The sequence below is a fragment of the Synechococcus sp. MIT S1220 genome, from assembly GCF_047303025.1.
Taxonomy (GTDB): domain Bacteria; phylum Cyanobacteriota; class Cyanobacteriia; order PCC-6307; family Cyanobiaceae; genus Parasynechococcus.
Genome location: NZ_CP138939.1, coordinates 492,556 through 508,080, shown reverse-complemented (window position 1 = coordinate 508,080; position 15,525 = coordinate 492,556). Strand labels below are relative to the sequence as shown.

The 15,525-nt window shown below is 50.3% G+C and carries 20 protein-coding genes, 1 tRNA gene and 1 pseudogene; 11 read left to right on the top strand and 11 right to left on the bottom strand.

The window, feature by feature from the left end:
* The 5 genes from SIB64_RS02545 (at position 1) to SIB64_RS02525 (ending at position 2,698) form a co-directional block, all read left to right on the top strand.
* Positions 1-504 carry a hypothetical protein gene (locus SIB64_RS02545; RefSeq protein WP_413441765.1) on the top strand — a complete coding sequence of 168 codons (504 nt, stop codon included), beginning with the start codon at positions 1-3 and terminating at the stop codon, positions 502-504.
* A gap of 56 nt (positions 505-560) precedes the next feature.
* Positions 561-1,190, top strand: coding sequence for a 4Fe-4S binding protein (locus SIB64_RS02540; protein WP_413441764.1), 630 nt, complete (start codon positions 561-563; stop codon positions 1,188-1,190).
* 4 nt (positions 1,191-1,194) lie between these two features.
* A complete protein-coding gene (locus SIB64_RS02535; RefSeq protein ID WP_413441763.1) occupies positions 1,195-1,602 on the top strand; it encodes a Fur family transcriptional regulator in 408 nt (135 codons plus the stop codon).
* Complete coding sequence (locus tag SIB64_RS02530) at positions 1,599-2,339, top strand: MBL fold metallo-hydrolase (RefSeq protein ID WP_413441762.1); 741 nt, start codon at positions 1,599-1,601, stop codon at positions 2,337-2,339. Before SIB64_RS02535 ends, SIB64_RS02530 begins: the two co-directional genes overlap by 4 nt.
* Before the next feature lie 161 nt (positions 2,340-2,500).
* A complete protein-coding gene (locus SIB64_RS02525) occupies positions 2,501-2,698 on the top strand; it encodes a hypothetical protein (RefSeq protein WP_413441761.1) in 198 nt (65 codons plus the stop codon).
* Positions 2,699-3,053: 355 nt separating this feature from the next.
* Here SIB64_RS02525 and SIB64_RS02520 read toward each other — a convergent pair whose 3' ends face one another.
* Together SIB64_RS02520 and SIB64_RS02515 are read right to left on the bottom strand one after the other, a co-directional pair.
* Positions 3,054-3,329 carry a hypothetical protein gene (locus SIB64_RS02520; RefSeq protein ID WP_413441760.1) on the bottom strand — a complete coding sequence of 92 codons (276 nt, stop codon included), beginning with the start codon at positions 3,327-3,329 and terminating at the stop codon, positions 3,054-3,056.
* A 221-nt stretch (positions 3,330-3,550) separates the two neighbouring features.
* Complete coding sequence (locus SIB64_RS02515) at positions 3,551-3,778, bottom strand: hypothetical protein (RefSeq protein WP_413441759.1); 228 nt, start codon at positions 3,776-3,778, stop codon at positions 3,551-3,553.
* 515 nt (positions 3,779-4,293) lie between these two features.
* Here SIB64_RS02515 and SIB64_RS02510 point away from each other — a divergent pair.
* Positions 4,294-4,710 (top strand): hypothetical protein, encoded by a 417-nt coding sequence (locus SIB64_RS02510; protein ID WP_413441758.1) that lies wholly within the window; start codon positions 4,294-4,296, stop codon positions 4,708-4,710.
* 152 nt (positions 4,711-4,862) lie between these two features.
* Here SIB64_RS02510 and SIB64_RS02505 read toward each other — a convergent pair whose 3' ends face one another.
* From SIB64_RS02505 to SIB64_RS02485, 5 genes and pseudogenes are all read right to left on the bottom strand, one after another.
* The gene (locus SIB64_RS02505; protein WP_413441757.1) at positions 4,863-5,264 is read right to left on the bottom strand and encodes a hypothetical protein; all 402 of its coding nucleotides are present in this window, start codon (positions 5,262-5,264) and stop codon (positions 4,863-4,865) included.
* 232 nt (positions 5,265-5,496) lie between these two features.
* Positions 5,497-6,006, bottom strand: a complete 510-nt coding sequence (locus SIB64_RS02500) for a cupin domain-containing protein (RefSeq protein WP_413441756.1) — start codon at positions 6,004-6,006, stop codon at positions 5,497-5,499.
* A gap of 202 nt (positions 6,007-6,208) precedes the next feature.
* On the bottom strand, positions 6,209-6,409 hold the full coding sequence (locus SIB64_RS02495) for a hypothetical protein (RefSeq protein ID WP_413441755.1): 201 nt from the start codon (positions 6,407-6,409) through the stop codon (positions 6,209-6,211).
* A 1,649-nt stretch (positions 6,410-8,058) separates the two neighbouring features.
* Positions 8,059-8,211: pseudogene (locus SIB64_RS02490) on the bottom strand (hypothetical protein); the annotation flags it as partial.
* Between the two features lie 6 nt (positions 8,212-8,217).
* Positions 8,218-8,595, bottom strand: a complete 378-nt coding sequence (locus tag SIB64_RS02485) for a calcium-binding protein (protein ID WP_413441754.1) — start codon at positions 8,593-8,595, stop codon at positions 8,218-8,220.
* A 79-nt stretch (positions 8,596-8,674) separates the two neighbouring features.
* On the opposite strand from SIB64_RS02485, the gene SIB64_RS02480 reads away from it, so the two are divergent.
* Positions 8,675-8,830, top strand: coding sequence for a hypothetical protein (locus tag SIB64_RS02480; protein ID WP_413441753.1), 156 nt, complete (start codon positions 8,675-8,677; stop codon positions 8,828-8,830).
* Positions 8,831-9,244: 414 nt separating this feature from the next.
* Here SIB64_RS02480 and SIB64_RS02475 read toward each other — a convergent pair.
* Positions 9,245-9,316 (bottom strand) — tRNA-Val (locus tag SIB64_RS02475).
* 59 nt (positions 9,317-9,375) lie between these two features.
* Here SIB64_RS02475 and SIB64_RS02470 point away from each other — a divergent pair.
* Together SIB64_RS02470 and SIB64_RS02465 are read left to right on the top strand one after the other, a co-directional pair.
* Positions 9,376-9,933, top strand: a complete 558-nt coding sequence (locus SIB64_RS02470) for a metal-binding protein (RefSeq protein ID WP_413441752.1) — start codon at positions 9,376-9,378, stop codon at positions 9,931-9,933.
* Positions 9,934-9,953: 20 nt separating this feature from the next.
* The gene (locus tag SIB64_RS02465; protein WP_413441751.1) at positions 9,954-11,387 is read left to right on the top strand and encodes an MBL fold metallo-hydrolase; all 1,434 of its coding nucleotides are present in this window, start codon (positions 9,954-9,956) and stop codon (positions 11,385-11,387) included.
* Between the two features lie 34 nt (positions 11,388-11,421).
* Here the strand turns inward: SIB64_RS02465 and SIB64_RS02460 are convergent, their stop codons facing one another.
* Positions 11,422-11,670 carry a hypothetical protein gene (locus tag SIB64_RS02460; RefSeq protein ID WP_413441750.1) on the bottom strand — a complete coding sequence of 83 codons (249 nt, stop codon included), beginning with the start codon at positions 11,668-11,670 and terminating at the stop codon, positions 11,422-11,424.
* Between the two features lie 132 nt (positions 11,671-11,802).
* Here SIB64_RS02460 and mazG point away from each other — a divergent pair, with 132 nt between their 5' ends.
* A complete protein-coding gene (gene mazG, locus SIB64_RS02455) occupies positions 11,803-12,630 on the top strand; it encodes a nucleoside triphosphate pyrophosphohydrolase (RefSeq protein ID WP_413442837.1) in 828 nt (275 codons plus the stop codon).
* Between the two features lie 110 nt (positions 12,631-12,740).
* Here mazG and arfB read toward each other — a convergent pair whose 3' ends face one another.
* Positions 12,741-13,175 (bottom strand): alternative ribosome rescue aminoacyl-tRNA hydrolase ArfB, encoded by a 435-nt coding sequence (arfB, locus tag SIB64_RS02450; protein WP_413441749.1) that lies wholly within the window; start codon positions 13,173-13,175, stop codon positions 12,741-12,743.
* Between the two features lie 333 nt (positions 13,176-13,508).
* Here arfB and SIB64_RS02445 point away from each other — a divergent pair, with 333 nt between their 5' ends.
* Positions 13,509-14,417, top strand: coding sequence for a DMT family transporter (locus SIB64_RS02445; protein ID WP_413441748.1), 909 nt, complete (start codon positions 13,509-13,511; stop codon positions 14,415-14,417).
* A 6-nt stretch (positions 14,418-14,423) separates the two neighbouring features.
* Here SIB64_RS02445 and SIB64_RS02440 read toward each other — a convergent pair whose 3' ends face one another.
* The gene (locus SIB64_RS02440; protein ID WP_413442836.1) at positions 14,424-15,353 is read right to left on the bottom strand and encodes a PhnD/SsuA/transferrin family substrate-binding protein; all 930 of its coding nucleotides are present in this window, start codon (positions 15,351-15,353) and stop codon (positions 14,424-14,426) included.
* Positions 15,354-15,525 lie beyond the last annotated feature (172 nt).

The following is a 15,525-nucleotide window of genomic DNA, read 5'->3' as shown; positions in this document are numbered from 1 at the left end:
ATGCTGTGTTCAAGTGAAACCACGCAACCGGATTTGGTCCGGTTCACACTGCAAATCCGCGTACCACCGCTACGGGTGCGCCGTTCCGATCTGGGAGCTTGGTTGGGCTATTTGCTGCTGCTGAAGAGTTCCAGCATGGGCTGGACGCGCCCACCACAGTTACCCGAATCCGTCGTGCGGCGCCTGCAGAACCACGACTTCGCGAACAATCTGCGGAAACTGGACGATCTGATGAAACGGGCCCTGCGACAGGTTCGCCAGCGGCAGCAGACCTCCCTGCCTGAAGCGTTGCCTGAGGAGATGTTCTGGCTCGACAACAAAACCACTCGCCACCGGTTTGATCTTTGGCGCTGGCGGCCAGCCTTGCGTTACCCGATGCGATCACCACGGCTCTGGAACGGCCTTCTGTTCGGCCTTGTCAGCTGGCTGTTCATCGCCGTCAATCTCGACCTTTGGCTTGGCCCGCAAACCTTGGCCCAAACCAGCATCCTCAAGCTGTTCTGAGCCTGGTGGTGGCCTTGATCCTCTGAGCCTGCCACTGGTGAGTCGCCTGTGGTGCTGTGATCAGCTCACTGCTGTTTGAAAAGCGCTTCTGGTGCAGGTACCTCTGTCCTGTTGGAGGGATGAACGGCCTCTTCGCCAAATTGACAATCTTGGAATTGCGAGCTGAGGTCGGCACCTGCAGCGGCAGCTGCAACAGTTACGCCTGTTTCAAGGGTGGGCCCGCCGAGGGAGAGGGTCTGATCCTCGTTCTGGCAGGCGGCATCAGTCTTCATCACTGGGACAAGCTTCTCGGTTGGTTGCCGCGAGCGCCGGTCACGATGCACGGAGGACCGCTGCTGCCGCGCCTCAGTTTCGCGCTCCTCGCCTTGGCTCTCCCCATGGCGGCCGGCTTATGGCTGAACAGATGTTGGCTGTATGCAGGCTTACCGATGCTCTGGGCTGTACTTCTGGCACGTCATCTGCCTCTGAGCATGCGCGAAGCAGGAATGGTGCTGCCAGCTGGATGGCCGCACTGGAGTGCGGAACCGCACGTGATCGGCTTCTGCCAAACCACAACCGTGCTGATCGGTGCAGTTGGAGCGATCATCCTGGGGCGTCGGATGCTGGAACCGAACCGCAAAACATGGCTGCTGGGCAGCATGATGGTTGGGCTGGCCTGCGCCGGTCGCTGGTTGGTGACGTTCTGACGCCATGCCCCTGGCCTCTCCATCGATGAACAGCCGTCAAGAACACCTTCTGAAGGTTCTGCAGAGCCAGACCGATGAAATGAGCGGTCAACAGCTGCATCGAAGCCTTGAGGGAGGACCGATCGAAATGGGGCTTGCCACGGTGTATCGGAACCTGCGCCGCATGCAACAACGTGGATTGGTCCGCTGCCGCCATCTCCCTAGTGGAGAAGCCCTCTACGCGCCTGTGGAGAGGGATCGCCATCACATCACATGTGTGGACTGTGGTCAGACGCGACCGCTGAAACATTGCCCAATTCACGACGTAACCATCCCGGCTGAGGCCTGCGGCGACTTCAACCTCCTGTTTCACACGCTCGAGTTCTTTGGGCTCTGCGACAGCTGCCGGCAGCGCCAAGAATCTCTCTCATGACTCTCGCGGCAACGTATCTGGGCGCCAATGGCTGGTTGCTCGACTTCGCAGGCCTGAGAGTTCTGGTGGACCCATGGCTTGAAGGATCGCTCAGCTTCCCTCCTGGCCCGTGGCTGCTGGAGGGAACGTTGGGAGCACCACAACCCGTTCCTGAACAACTCGACCTGCTTCTCCTCACCCAGGGCCTGGCCGATCACGCTCACCCGGACACGCTGAAGCTGTTGTCGAGGACTCTTCCGGTGGTGGGATCCAAGGCGGCGAGCCGGGTTGTTCGTGATCTGGGATTTGAATCCGTCACCAGCCTCAAACCGGGAGAAAGCGTGAACCAGCAAGGGTTGCGCATTCAGGCCACCGCAGGAGCTCCAGTGCCGGCGGTTGAGAACGGATATCTGCTCGAACACAGCAGCGGAACGCTCTACCTGGAACCCCATGGATTTCTCGATCCCACAATCCCCAGACAACAACTGGATGCTGTGATCACTCCGATGGTGGATCTTGGCTTGCCCATCTTTGGCTCCTTCGTCAAAGGGAAAAGCGTCCTGCCGCAACTGGTGGAGCGTTTCCAACCCCGCACTGTGCTGGCCAGCACCTCTGGTGGAGACGTCCGATTCGAAGGGGCCTTAAGTGGCATCCTGCAAATGCAGGGATCGATCGCGGAATCGGGCCAACGGCTACCAGAAGGCACCCGTTGGATCGACTCACAACCTGGTGAGCGTTACTCCCTCAGCCAAACCTGATTCCGTTACAAGGAACAGAGGCAGCATCTTGCTCTGGCCCTGTCGTTCAGATCGCGTCTGAGTATGCACTGTGCGGAGAATCACAGGACGGCTTGACCAGGATCAAACGCATACAAACCTGCTGGAACGAGGCTTTGCACAGAGCAAACACCTCCGAAGTCATGCCGATCAAAAGTCTTGCCATTCTCTCGGTGCTGGCATCAACAGCACTTCCAGTCAGCATGTTGTGCCTTCACGCCTATCAAGAGTCTCAAATCCCAGATTGCAGTTCCGATCTCCCTGCAACAACCACAACCTGCAGCGAACGAATCACAGGCATGAAATACACCCCCACTGAATACCGGAGGATTTACAGCTGAGGTAACTCCACACAATGAATCCAACACTGCATCATCCAAACGACGTCCCTAGCAGACATTTTTAAGCAGGCCTGATTGGGCCAATTCAAGCCAAACAGATCAACAGGAAAAACAAACATTGCTCCCATAAAACTCGGAATCTTTACAACAATACACAACCAAAAACAAGCCCCGAACGACCCTAATCACTATGCAATAAATTCAATTACACCAAGGACCGCTCTTCAACGACAAGCTACAACAATACCCCATCATTAGGATACAAGTTTTACAAAATCAGGCAGCCAATCAGTCCAGGGAAACTCACACCAAAGGATGAACGAAATCAGCACAAAAACCACATACTGAGCGAGGCTCAATAAAAAGCGGCAGAGAGATGCGTTGACTTTTCATGGGCATTAAGGCTGCTGCGCGACGCGACAGCACACCAAAAGACCTCAAAGAGTTCCTTGCAAACGTAGGAGCCCATGAGGAATGACCACGCAGGCATGAAGCGATGGAGGGGATCGAGGCAGGGCCAAACAACGGGCTGAATCCACAACCGCTGTGCACCACTGCCGAGCGTCACAACCGCCCAACATTTCGCCTGCCTCACCACAGCGGCGATACATCCGTGATCCGATCGGCGCACAAATTTGACGCCAGAAACGCGCAAAGACCCGGTTCTTGATCGACTCGCAACGAAGTCTTCGGCCGCTTGAGCCGCCGATTTAGGCAGACGACAACCTCTTGCCACCAGGATTCTGCACGCGTTTAGCCGCAGCGGCTGACGCGGAAGGCCGACCAGGACTCATGCGGTTGTCAGCAAGGGCAAACAAAAGTCTTGGGGTTACTGTTCAACACCTTTACATTTCACCGGCAAACCGCTGGCGTCGCCGAAAGGGGCTCAACGGCCATCGCGAAACCCTTCAACTGATGGACAAGACAGCAGCGATCAGGGAAGCCCAGCTCCAACGCCTCGAGGCGACCCTGGCATCCGGCCAGCCACAGCAGACTAAGACCCAACCGCAGCCAAAATCCCGCGAGCATTCCGAAAGCAAGGCCATCGATCCCAACCAAAGCTGAGCGGTCCTGCCACACCAGGAGACCTCACGAGGCATGGATCAGCCCTCATGCACCATGACCGCGCTGCTTGGCAGCTGAACAGCTGTTGATCACTAGAAGTGATTGTGGCTCGTGCGGACCCAATCTCATGGCCCACCAGGAAGGAAGGCTGGGATGAAATCCAGCCCCAAAAAGAACGGTGTCGTGATCCTCACGAACCGCCACAAAACAGATCAATTAATCACATGACATTTTTCGAGCAGACGAGGATCCTTCTGTTAAATAAATAAAGCAATGGCAGAATCGCTAGTCATTACAATGGCTTAGCGTCCATTCATCAAAAGCTAATCACCAATAGATTGAGGCATTGTGCTTGCAATTCTCTGCACGCCAGGTGTTTCAGGTCGCATCTTGGCTCAGAAGGCTATCCAGGTTGGTGATCAAGCCCAGACCAAAGACACATCTTGTACGGGCTGACGGCATAGAGAGAATTGGGACACATCCAAAACCAATCTGGCAAGCCAGCAGCAAGCCAAGCAAGACGATGAGCGATGACTGGGAATGCGGGCAGCGGCGAAAAGCGCGACCGCATCAAAGCCCGTCGCCGATGGGGGATCTGCACGGCTCAAGCTCAGCCCTCGGTTGCCGGGACATGTGATCCGATAGTGACAACAAGCGGGCAGGGATGCCATGACAAGAGAAAGGATGCGATCCATTTCGTGAACACAACGCAGAGGCTGGCGACTCATCAACCGGTCGAAGACACACTGATCGACGCCTTGAGGGGGTGCAGACGCACAGAAGAGCTTCAAACGTTGGAGCAACGCCTTGCTCAAAACAGCACGATGCCGCCTTTATTCGACTGGATCTGCGATCTCCTAGTTCAACGCCGCATCTCCCGCGCATTAGCAGCAAGACTTCTCAAACAACTTCACGATGGCCAATCAAGTTGTGATTTGCAGTTGTGATTGCGGAAAGACGACAAATTAAGGCATGGTTCGTTCCTGAAGACAAACAGAACGAATATTGGTTTTAAAGTATCAAGCAAAGTGTGTATCTAACAAGAAGTCACTAAAAATAATACAATATAAATCAAGGGGATTGCAGTCAACCAAAAACGTCAAAACATCCCTAAACCTCGGAACAGACCCTTGCTCAGGACAACCAAAACGGTAATAGACGTAAATGCGACCAAATTCACATTAGCCAGTGTAAATATTGCCGGACTACTCTGAACATTTTCAGCACTACCTTCTTGAGAAGAAACGCTATCTTTCCCCCAATAACCAAAGACAAAGAGATTTTTCTGAGTCAATCTACGAGGTCGTGAGATTGCTCCATAACCATATTTCTCAATTGTCGCCTGCTGCTGAGCAATGATTTCTGATTCTTTCCTGAAAATCCGAAGAACCCAATCAGCATGGGAAAGGATTCCAATCGAAACCCAAACAATGCTTGATATGCCTACCAGTGCAGGGAGCGCATTCATGTTGATATTCAAAATTAAATCATGACGAGGCATGATCGCGACATTACAACAAAAGAGGCAGTCGACACTATCTTATGAGTCAAATCAAAAAAACAATGAGCCAATTTGGCGAGAATTATCTTCCCGATTGCGTAACATATGCATTGCGACAAAGAAAATATGTCATCAACACTTGGCAGATTACTCACATAGAAGATGGGACAAACTGCGTTGAGGAGCCGTGAACTTGAAGACCTTCCTCACACCGCACTCCTTAACGGACAGATCACTGTTTAATCCGCGTCAGATTTGGCAACCCTTCCACAGAGGCAAAGGTCACCAATAAAACAACCGGTTCTACCCCTTGATTAACGACGTAATGGGGTTCATCTGGAGAGCCTTCAAGAAAACCTCCGCCAGCGGGAATCACATCCCTGAGTTCTTGCCCATCAACAAGGCGAACATTGGTCAACGTTCCTTCCTGAACATAAACAATGACAGGTGAAGGGTGAACGTGCAGGGGAAATTTCGCGCCAGCGGGCAGCGTCGCCCGAAAAAATCTCATTTCCGGTTTGCCCGCTGGATATTTAACGTGCCGTCCGCCAAGCGTCTGATTAACGCTGAGGAGCTCTTCCAAAATCGGCTTTGGAGCCGCCAAAACAGGGGTCAGGAGCAAATAGAGAGACGCACCGATGGCACCAGCACTTTTAATCAACAACGACTTCAAGGCAAAACAGAAGCAAATGAAAGTATACTCGCGCGATTTAAAATTAAACCCCTCAGGCAAGACATTCATCCAACGAACTCATGGCATAGCCATTCTGAGGAGATCGGTGAGCGATAAAAATTCAACTGCATTGACGAACGGTATCACGATCGCGCTGGACAAAAACAAAAATGACGACATAAAAGCTGAAGATATGGCCAATCAAATGCATCTCTTAGAAACAAAGGATGAAACAAAAGATAAAGCTCACTACCAAGACAAAATTATGCCCTCAATCCTTCATTCGGCCAAGCCGTATTTGACGGCGGATCACGTTTTCAAGATGCTGCACCCTGCGTTCTAGCTCTTCAATCCTGGCCTGCAGAGACAACTCCTGAGCGTCACGGCCGTCGTCAATGTACTGACGCCCTTCATTCATCATCTCCGTATACGTGAGCGCGCGTGGTGGTTCAGGAACATTCTGACTAGCCATCAAAATCTCAAAGGGGTAACAAACGCGCTGCCATCGTGATTCAAGCAGGATGTTCTCCAGAAGGCAAAACAGTGACAGAGTCCAAAGCACGTCGGGGAAACCCTCCCGAACTCGCCGTAGAGAGTGCCAGAAGAGCCCCCAAATTAAATAGGTGAAAAACCTTGCCATAAACGCGCCTATTAATCATATCTCGACACACAGCACGGAGGCAAGACAAACTGGGCCAAACTGTATTGGTAGCGAGACATTGACGATTTACATATAAGGAGGGTACAAGCATCACCTTCTTTGCTTGATCGATTGCATTGTTGATCAGTCTTTCTTGAGTCATGCAGTCCATACACTTAAGTACAGTGCTACAGAACAAAGGGTTTGCCTGGGTTTTATTAGCCAGCTACAGCTGAAATAGTGTATCAAGATTGCCATCGACTAACGCTTTAACGCGAGTGCAGATCTGGTTGGAGCCCCCTAAAATGAGGCATCATTACTGCACCTTGCAGCACCTTAAATTAATGGAAGCCATGAAATAAAAAACCCACAGTGGGCAGAGCTAGTAAGTGTGTATTTTTTGAGGGGAGATCGATAGCAACACAGCAATGCCACCTGCTTGGCCCGATGATTCGCTTTCCGGTTCACCGTAATGGGTTTTGTATAGCTTTCAGCTCTAGTGCCATAGGACATCAGGGCTTCCGCGTTGCCAACATAACCTGTAAAGCCCAAGATCTTGGCCATACGCTCTGTAGGTGCCAATAACGACAACAAAAGCGATTGAAATGAGTGGTTACACTCGACAGATAGGGGATGTGGAGAGCATCGATCCGATATGCATATAACCCATAGTCACTGTCAGAGTGCTTTACCCATTCGGGTAACTTTGCTTCCAGATCCCCTCTATTTGGGGTGGGGTGTGGGCACTGGTTAACCGCAATCAATTGCGTTTAGAAGTGCATTAAAGAGGATTATCCCTAATTAAGGTTAAATAGATATTGCCAAACGGCTTTAGGGCTGGTAAAAAATTAAAATCAAAGTGCTAAACATCACAAAATGTATGGACTTGACCAATATTTCCTCCTTGAATGGTTATCTGCCTGGCTTGTCCTCAATTGGGGAGCCCACCTTGCCTTAAGCCGGCAAACAGATGAGGAGAATTTCAGCGGGCAAGACAAACGCCAATGGCCAAGGCTGAACGAACAGTTCATTTTCATACTCAACTCAGCATTCATTGCCTGGTTGATCCAGTGGAGCTGGCAGCTGCTCCCACCAATAGGTTGATCTGAACAAAAAATGCGATACAAAATTAATCTTGAAGATCCTAATTCATTGATCTATATCACCTAATTGAGTGAACCACTCCGATACACAAAAAAGCACTGCATGACGACTGGGCAATAAAAACCTCCGCCATTCCTGACGGGGCTGGTGATTGCATTGATTCTGCAAGGAATTGATCAGGAACCGCACGACCTGTCCTGTTGTTCAAGACCTACGCTGGAATTCAAACCCTGTATTTCTGCCAGGACACCGGAAACACGTCGTCGCTGATCATCATCCATAAACTCAACATCTTTCGAAACAACAAGACTGCCTGCTGCATTAAAAGCAAAATCTAAATCTTGATATGATAGATTGCGATAAGATACGACTTCAAACTAAATTCTGTCACAAAGATTTTCAAAGTCTGTCATCAGATCCCTGCTGATTCCATAAAGATGGTCATTGCTTTGACCAACAACGAAATGATCAACGCCTCGTCCCCCTGTCATTGTGTCCGAGTCACTGGCACCCTTGAGATAATCATGACCAGCCCCTCACAACAACGTATCTCTTTCTTGACCGCCGTTTAAACGATCATCACCAATACCACCGTCTAGATAGGCTCCTCCGAAGTGTGGTGCATAAAGGGAGTCGTCTCCCTCTTCTCCGTATGCATAATCTGCCCTGATTGTGTCATCCCCTCGACCGCCATACACGGAGTCAACTCCTTCGGTTGGTCGGTTTCTTAGGCAATAGCCGTAAAGATGATCATCTCCATCACCACCATAAATCAGATCACTTCCATGGAAACCGTTAATCGTCTCATCGCCATTCGTCCCAGGAATATAATCATTATAGCTTGTACCATTAATCTCTCCATCTTCATCTGTATTTTCACTCGGCTCGATCAAATTAAAGTCTTTCCAGATCAACTTGGGTGGATTCTTGGGGTCCTATCAAAGCTTGGGTTGTAAGTCGCTAAGATCAATCTTGGATGCATCATAAATCTTTTTGAGTTTTTCGCTGGGCTTGAACTGCTTTGATTCCGGATTGAAAGAAAAAGAGGGATACATAGTGATTCAGGGTATGGCTTTTGTCGTTGGGGTCTTCCCCGCCGATGCACACACCATCTCCGGAATCACTGCACCACTCGATGACCTGAGTTGACTCTATCTGTGAGGTTGGTCACAGCCACCAACAACTGTGGCAAAGGCTTTTTTTTTCCACGACCCGAGAGTGGAAAGTAGCCAAACTGAGATGAGCATTGCCAGATGAATCAATCTGAAAAAAGTTGGGAATCCCTGGCCAACTCAGCTCAAGGACTCGAAGCGTTGTGGGCAACGAACCAACAGCACCAGTAAGCCTGGAATGGCGTGAGGGATGTCTTGGAGAGAAGGATCAGCTCTACAGAACCCTGTTGCGCCGCAACATCAGAAGAAGCAAGTACCGCAGGGTTCAACTGACAATGAGAGTCAAGCTTTTATCATCCTGCTGGCTTTAAGTATGAGATCAACTTCGGAAGCAGAGAGCCATATCCCGATTGGGACGTGTCTCGTCAGATGACGGAGAGAGGAATCTTGATGGGCGATCACAGGATCGAACTGTGGACAGCCTGCTTGTAAGGCAGGTGCTCTACCGCTGAGCTAATCGCCCAATCAGGTCAATTTTGCCAGAACGCGGCAACCTAACCCTAGTGCGTCAACGAGCTCGACTTGGCATCCGGCCGACAACACGATCGCGCCACCTGGTTTTGGAGCCTGCCGCTGGGAGCCGCAGTGGGCTTGATCTGGGGTTGGACGGACGGGATCACTGCGGCAATAGCCTTTCTGTTTGGTGGCCTATGGCTTTCCCCTGATCTCGACACCCGCTCCAAAGCACTGCATCGATGGGGACGGCTGGGTTTAATCTGGTGGCCCTATCGGCGTCTGATCCGCCATCGATCCATCTGGTCCCACGGTCCGCTGATCGGTACGACAGTTCGCCTGGTAAATCTGCTGGGTTGGCTGATCCTGGTGATCTTCCTGGTGCCATCTCTCAACTTGACGGTCGTAACCGAGATTGCACAGCAATGGATGAACAATCACCCTCGACAAATCATCACCATCGCTTTGGCGCTGGAGAGCAGCACCTGGTTGCACCTCGTCCTCGACGGAGATCCCTGGCCTGTGGAATGGTCACATCGCCGCAATAGGTCATCAAACAAACTTTGCACGCGAGACAAGCGTGTTCAACGACACAGCATCTCTTCATCAAGATCGACAAATTCGTGAAGCCATGAATTGCGTCACGAATGGCGGGTAATCACGGACATCACCACTACCACGACAACACCAGCAGTCATAACAGCAAGGGGAGAGGTCAATCACCCAGCCCGATAATTGGATTGTGCGGTTTTCTCAAAGATAACGATCGCAAGTGGGACAATACTTTTAGAGCGACCATTCAATCATGGAAGCTGACAATCAGAAATTCAAAGGAATTTCACGCCGGAAATATCACTTTACTCGAGAAAATACAATCTAAAACCGCGGATAAACGCACCAAAAAACATGGCAATGCCGACCATACTATTGCGATCGACAGCGGCTGCCCGCCGCACAACAATCGGAATATCAACAATGAGATCAAAAACACCAAGAATTCATTTTATCTGATCAATACCCACGGCCATCATGATCACATCCTCGGAAATTCCATTTTCAGCGATGCCGGGGCCAACATCATCGCCCACGCCAACGCCAGGAAACAGATGGTGGCACTGAAAGACTTTGATCCTACTGGCCTACCTGATATTACCTTTAGAGATGAAATGAGCTTGTTTGTTGACGACATCGTCGTACGACTGATACACCTTCCTGCAGGGCATACAAATGGAGATTTAGCCATTTGGGTACCCAAACTCAATCTTCTCTTCACAGGCGATACTTATATGACGGGCGGCTATCCTTTAATTGACCTTAGGAGTGGAACAATTCGCGGCCTGATCAAGGCGATCACAACAATGATTCGACTTGCAGGAGACGACACGTTAATCATCCCAGGCCATGGCAATCTCGAAAAAAAAGCCGATGGAACTATTGAAGGCCCAAATCGAGAGGACTTGATTCAATACCGCCACATGTTGCGTACAGTGACAGCAGAGGTTGAGAAACTCAAGCAGCTAGGTTATAGCCTACAGGAAATCAATACCCAAAAACCAACTCAAAACTTTGACCGAGAATGGGATAAAAATTTAATCTGCCCTGAAAACTTTGTATCATTTATATACAACTCATTACCAGGGAAGAAAGACACGATTACGCCTTGCTCAGACAGCCAAAGAGTCGATTTCTCACCACCCAGACAGCAGAAAAAAGCATCAAAAAAGCGATTTAAAACCGAACAACTTGACCGCAAAAATAAGATAATCCCACAAGATTGCCTTGCAAAAGAAGGAATAATATTACCTCACGACGAGCTCATTGGAACAAGCAAAGGCAGGACAATCCTTGACGTTGAATCAACCCAGTCAAGTGGTTGGAGGCAAATGAACACATCAGGTCATCAATGGTTCGATGATCGCTCCAGAGAGAACAAGCTTGTACTAGAAATAAACACCTCTGAGCCCAACACTGTCTTTAACGACTCACTGAATCCCAGCGACATCGCATTAACGGGGTTGAACTTCTTCCACACCACACCAGAAAATGTAGCGAACCTTTCAAGCAACCTACAAATGACATGAATTGCTTGATGCAACCCTTTCGAACAAAACAGAATCACCCGCCATTGCAGTAGCGCACAGCCATTGCTTTGACGCCACGTTCGAGCGTCTTTGGGGCCTCATCCTTCTTCAGAGACATCATCGTGCTCACACAATCGTTGAAGTTTTTTGCCTGCTGAGAACGCTGTGCATCATTACTGAGTGCCGCATCAAGTTGCAAAAAGATTCCAATTAACGTTCCCGTTGAGACCAAAGCAAGAACAGGAAATAAATGACCATTAACTAGATCACGTGCTTTTGACATTGGATCTTTCACCCCGCTGTCCCCAAAACATTGCCACAAAATTCTGTATATGGTCGAAATTTGGATGACCTTTCTTCCATTTCACACCCGTTGCGTCGAGATGAGATGGTGGGCGCACCCACTGCAGCAGCCATGGCCAGCACTTCAACCGAGGCTCTCGAGCAGCTGATCGATGTTGTGGCTCAACTGAGGGATCCAAATGACGGCTGTCCCTGGGACCTCGAACAGAGCCATCGGTCCCTGGTTCCTTACGTCCTCGAAGAAGCCCATGAAGTCGCAGACGCGATTCGTCATGGAGACGACAACCATCTGAAGGAAGAGCTCGGCGACTTACTTCTGCAGGTGCTGCTACATGCACAGATCGGCAGCGAAGAGCAACGGTTCAACCTCGCGGATGTGGCGGATGCCATCCGCACCAAGCTGATTCGCCGCCACCCCCATGTCTTCGGCGACGACGACGCCAAAGACAGTGCATCCGTCCGCAAGAGCTGGGAGCAAATCAAGGCGGCGGAACAGGCCAGCGCACTGGAAAACTCCAACAGCCCATTGAGTGACAGGCTTGCCATAAAAATCCGAAGCTCACCCGCTCTGGCCGGCGCCATGTGCATTTCCAAGCAGGCAGCAAAAGCTGGATTCGAATGGGAGAACTTCGCTGGCGTCTGGGACAAGGTGAGCGAAGAGCTCGACGAACTCAAAGAGGCCGTGTCCAGAGGTGACACGACGCATGCCCAAGATGAACTAGGGGACGTTCTGTTCACCCTTGTGAATGTGGCCCGATGGATCGGTATCGACCCAGAGGAGGGACTTTCGGGGACCAATCAGCGCTTCCTGGATCGATTCTCCCGCGTAGAAGCAGCCCTATCCGGCAATCTTCAAGGACGCAACATCGATGAACTTGAACAACTCTGGAAACAGGCCAAGGCCGATATCAAAGCGGAAAACAATCTTCCAAGCAGCTGACCATGTGAATCGAAGATTGCAATGCATAGATCTCTCACAACCTCATACTCAGAAGAATAAATGACCAATTAATCCAACGATCATCCATATTGTTTCTGAGACGGCCTCTCTCAATCGTCGATTGCAGGACGCGATTGACGACGTTGCTTAACAGCACCACGCTGCTTTTTCGTCTCCACCCGCCTGCGTTGAGAGCGACGTGTCGGTTTTGTTGCTTTCCGGGTCGGCGGAGCAGGCAGGAATGCCTCACGAATCAATGCAGCCAGACGTTTCAGCGCAATTTGCCTGTTGTGAAATTGAGACCGTTGCTCAGAGACCGAAACTCGTAATGAACCATTCGCAATTCGAGATCGATAAAGCTCGGACAGACAACGTTTTCGAAAGGGGCCGATCACGGTTGAATCATCCAAGCTCCAGGACAATTCAACAGCGGTCTCAACTTTATTGACATTCTGCCCTCCAGAACCGGAGGAACGGCAAAACGTCCATGACAATTCCTTGCCAGGGATGGTCAACTTGTCATTGATCCATAGATCATGCTCCATTAAGGCAATCTATCTCAAAATGGTACTCCACATATCATCTTGTTCTGAATCGCTTTTGAAATCATAGCGCAATGCAGATCGCCGCAACTTGATCGGCCACATCCTGGCCGTTCATAAAATCGACAAGCCGTCTTCATTAGAATATTAGCGCCCTTCTTTCATGCTGCGAGACGATCACACTGAATATCATCTGCAGCCAGAGGGTGATGAACCACCGATCCTGGGATCACCTCAATCAACACCGAGACAAGTTACGTAAGTCCACACCAAAAAGAGCGTTGTTCACAAAGATCTGCTTAGGTGTCAGTCACTTGAAGCGCTCCACCCCACAGCGTGACCCAGCAGCTCGAGGCGACGCAATCCTGGTTCCCGATCAGTCCTGGAGCGAAGAGTCTGATTCTGAGCTGTCTAGCCTTCAGCTTGATGACGGCGTGCGTCAAACAGCTCTCAATCAGTGGCATTCCAACCCAGGAAACCATCCTGATCAGAGCACTGATCAGCCTCATCCTCTGCGGAGTGACTCTCCGTCGCCTGGGAATCTCCCCCTGGGGGAACAATCGGTTCCTACTGCTCTTGCGTGGCGGAACTGGGATCCTGGCCTTGTTCTGCTTCTTTGAAAGCATCGCCAATTTGCCCCTCGCCGCAGCGACCGTTCTTCGTTACACCTATCCGACATTCACAGCCCTGACGGCATGGCTTTGGCTGGGCGAACCACTAAAAAAAAGCATCATGGCTGCCATCAGCCTTGGGTGGCTTGGGATCACTCTCGTCGCGAGGCCGGACTGGTTGTCATCCGGCGCATCCAGTCTCACACCCTGGCCAGTGGCCATCGCCGTCTTCGGAGCCTTCATGGCGGCAGTGTCATTTGTAACCGTCAGAAAAGCATCCAAGAACGATCACAAAGTTGTGATCGTTCTCTATTTCCAGGCCATTTCTATTCTTTTCATGCTGCCTTTTGTAATCCGTGATGGCATTTGGCCAGAGCCAACACAATGGCTTTTGCTGGTGTGCGTTGGAGGATTAACGCAACTTGGCCAGATCTGGCTGACGGAAGGACTTGGATCGATCCCCGCTGCTCGCGCCACTGCCATCAATTACGTTCAGGTCTTGTTCAGTGCCGTCTGGGCATATCTTCTACTTGGTGAGCAATTGAACAGTGGCATGATTCTTGGTGGTCTTCTCGTGCTGGGAGCGACTCTAATCAGCGTATCGGCAAGCGATAGAAACCATCAGACCAAATAAACAGCATCATGTTTCGCAGGATGGCTCCTCTCCATACTCAGCAATCAACTCATCAATATCCTGATTAATAGGCGCCGGGAATTCATCGTTGGGAACTTCAAAACCCAATGCTCCTTTGCTCAAACCATCTAACACCTTTTTTTGATCAACATCTTGTGGGTTCAAATCAATGATTGCCTTTTGAAGACCTTCCTCAAGACGTTGTTGATCAAGATCCTGGAGACGCTTCGAAACAATAAAGTAATTGTTTCGCTTCACCTCTGGGCTTTGCCAAGCGACATAAACTCGGGAAAGATCTTTTTCTTTGACGCGCCCCAGCAAGGACACAGAATTCCCCTTGATAAAAGCATAATCAAGCTGGCCGTCGGCCACCATTGCAGGCAAATCATATTGGTTGGTAATATGTGCACATTCCTCAGTATCCGCCAAAAAGACGGATTGCCGCCTCATATCCAACAATGGATGCATCAATGTTGAGCCCGAATATAAACTTCCAAAGCCAACTCTTTCCCCTTTAATCGCTCGAAGGCCTGGATCAGCACTTCCTTGCTGGGATTTGCTCCTCAACTTTTTATTGCCAATCAACACCGAAACATAAGAAGGTTTCTGGATCGCAAGAGTCTTGGCCCCTGGATTCCGTTTCAAAACCTTATAGCCACCATAAATTCCGACGCGAATCATGTCAATCTTCCCAGCCTTAAAGAGCTGATAAGCATGCAAATAACTAATTGCCGGTTCATATCGAAACCGGACGCCCGTCGTTTTGGTTAAGTAATCAGCAAATACATTCATCCCCTGATTCAATGTTTTCTGATTCCGTCCTGGCTCTGTCGTAAAAGCAATCTCCTGCCCCTCCTCAGATTGATCGCCTGCACCCGATAGACGTGCCCCCTGGTCGGGGCCACAGGACTGAATCGCAACGCAGCCGATTGACACCAAGAACCATCTCAAGTGGCGTGATCGGCAGTTACTCAGGGAAACGAACAATGAAAAAACCGTTTCTGTTTAAATTAATTGGATCACTTATAAGCCGTTAAGACAATCACCAATTTTGAAAAGAACGCCATCAGGCAAAAATATTGTTGCCCATAGCACGTGCAAAGGGATC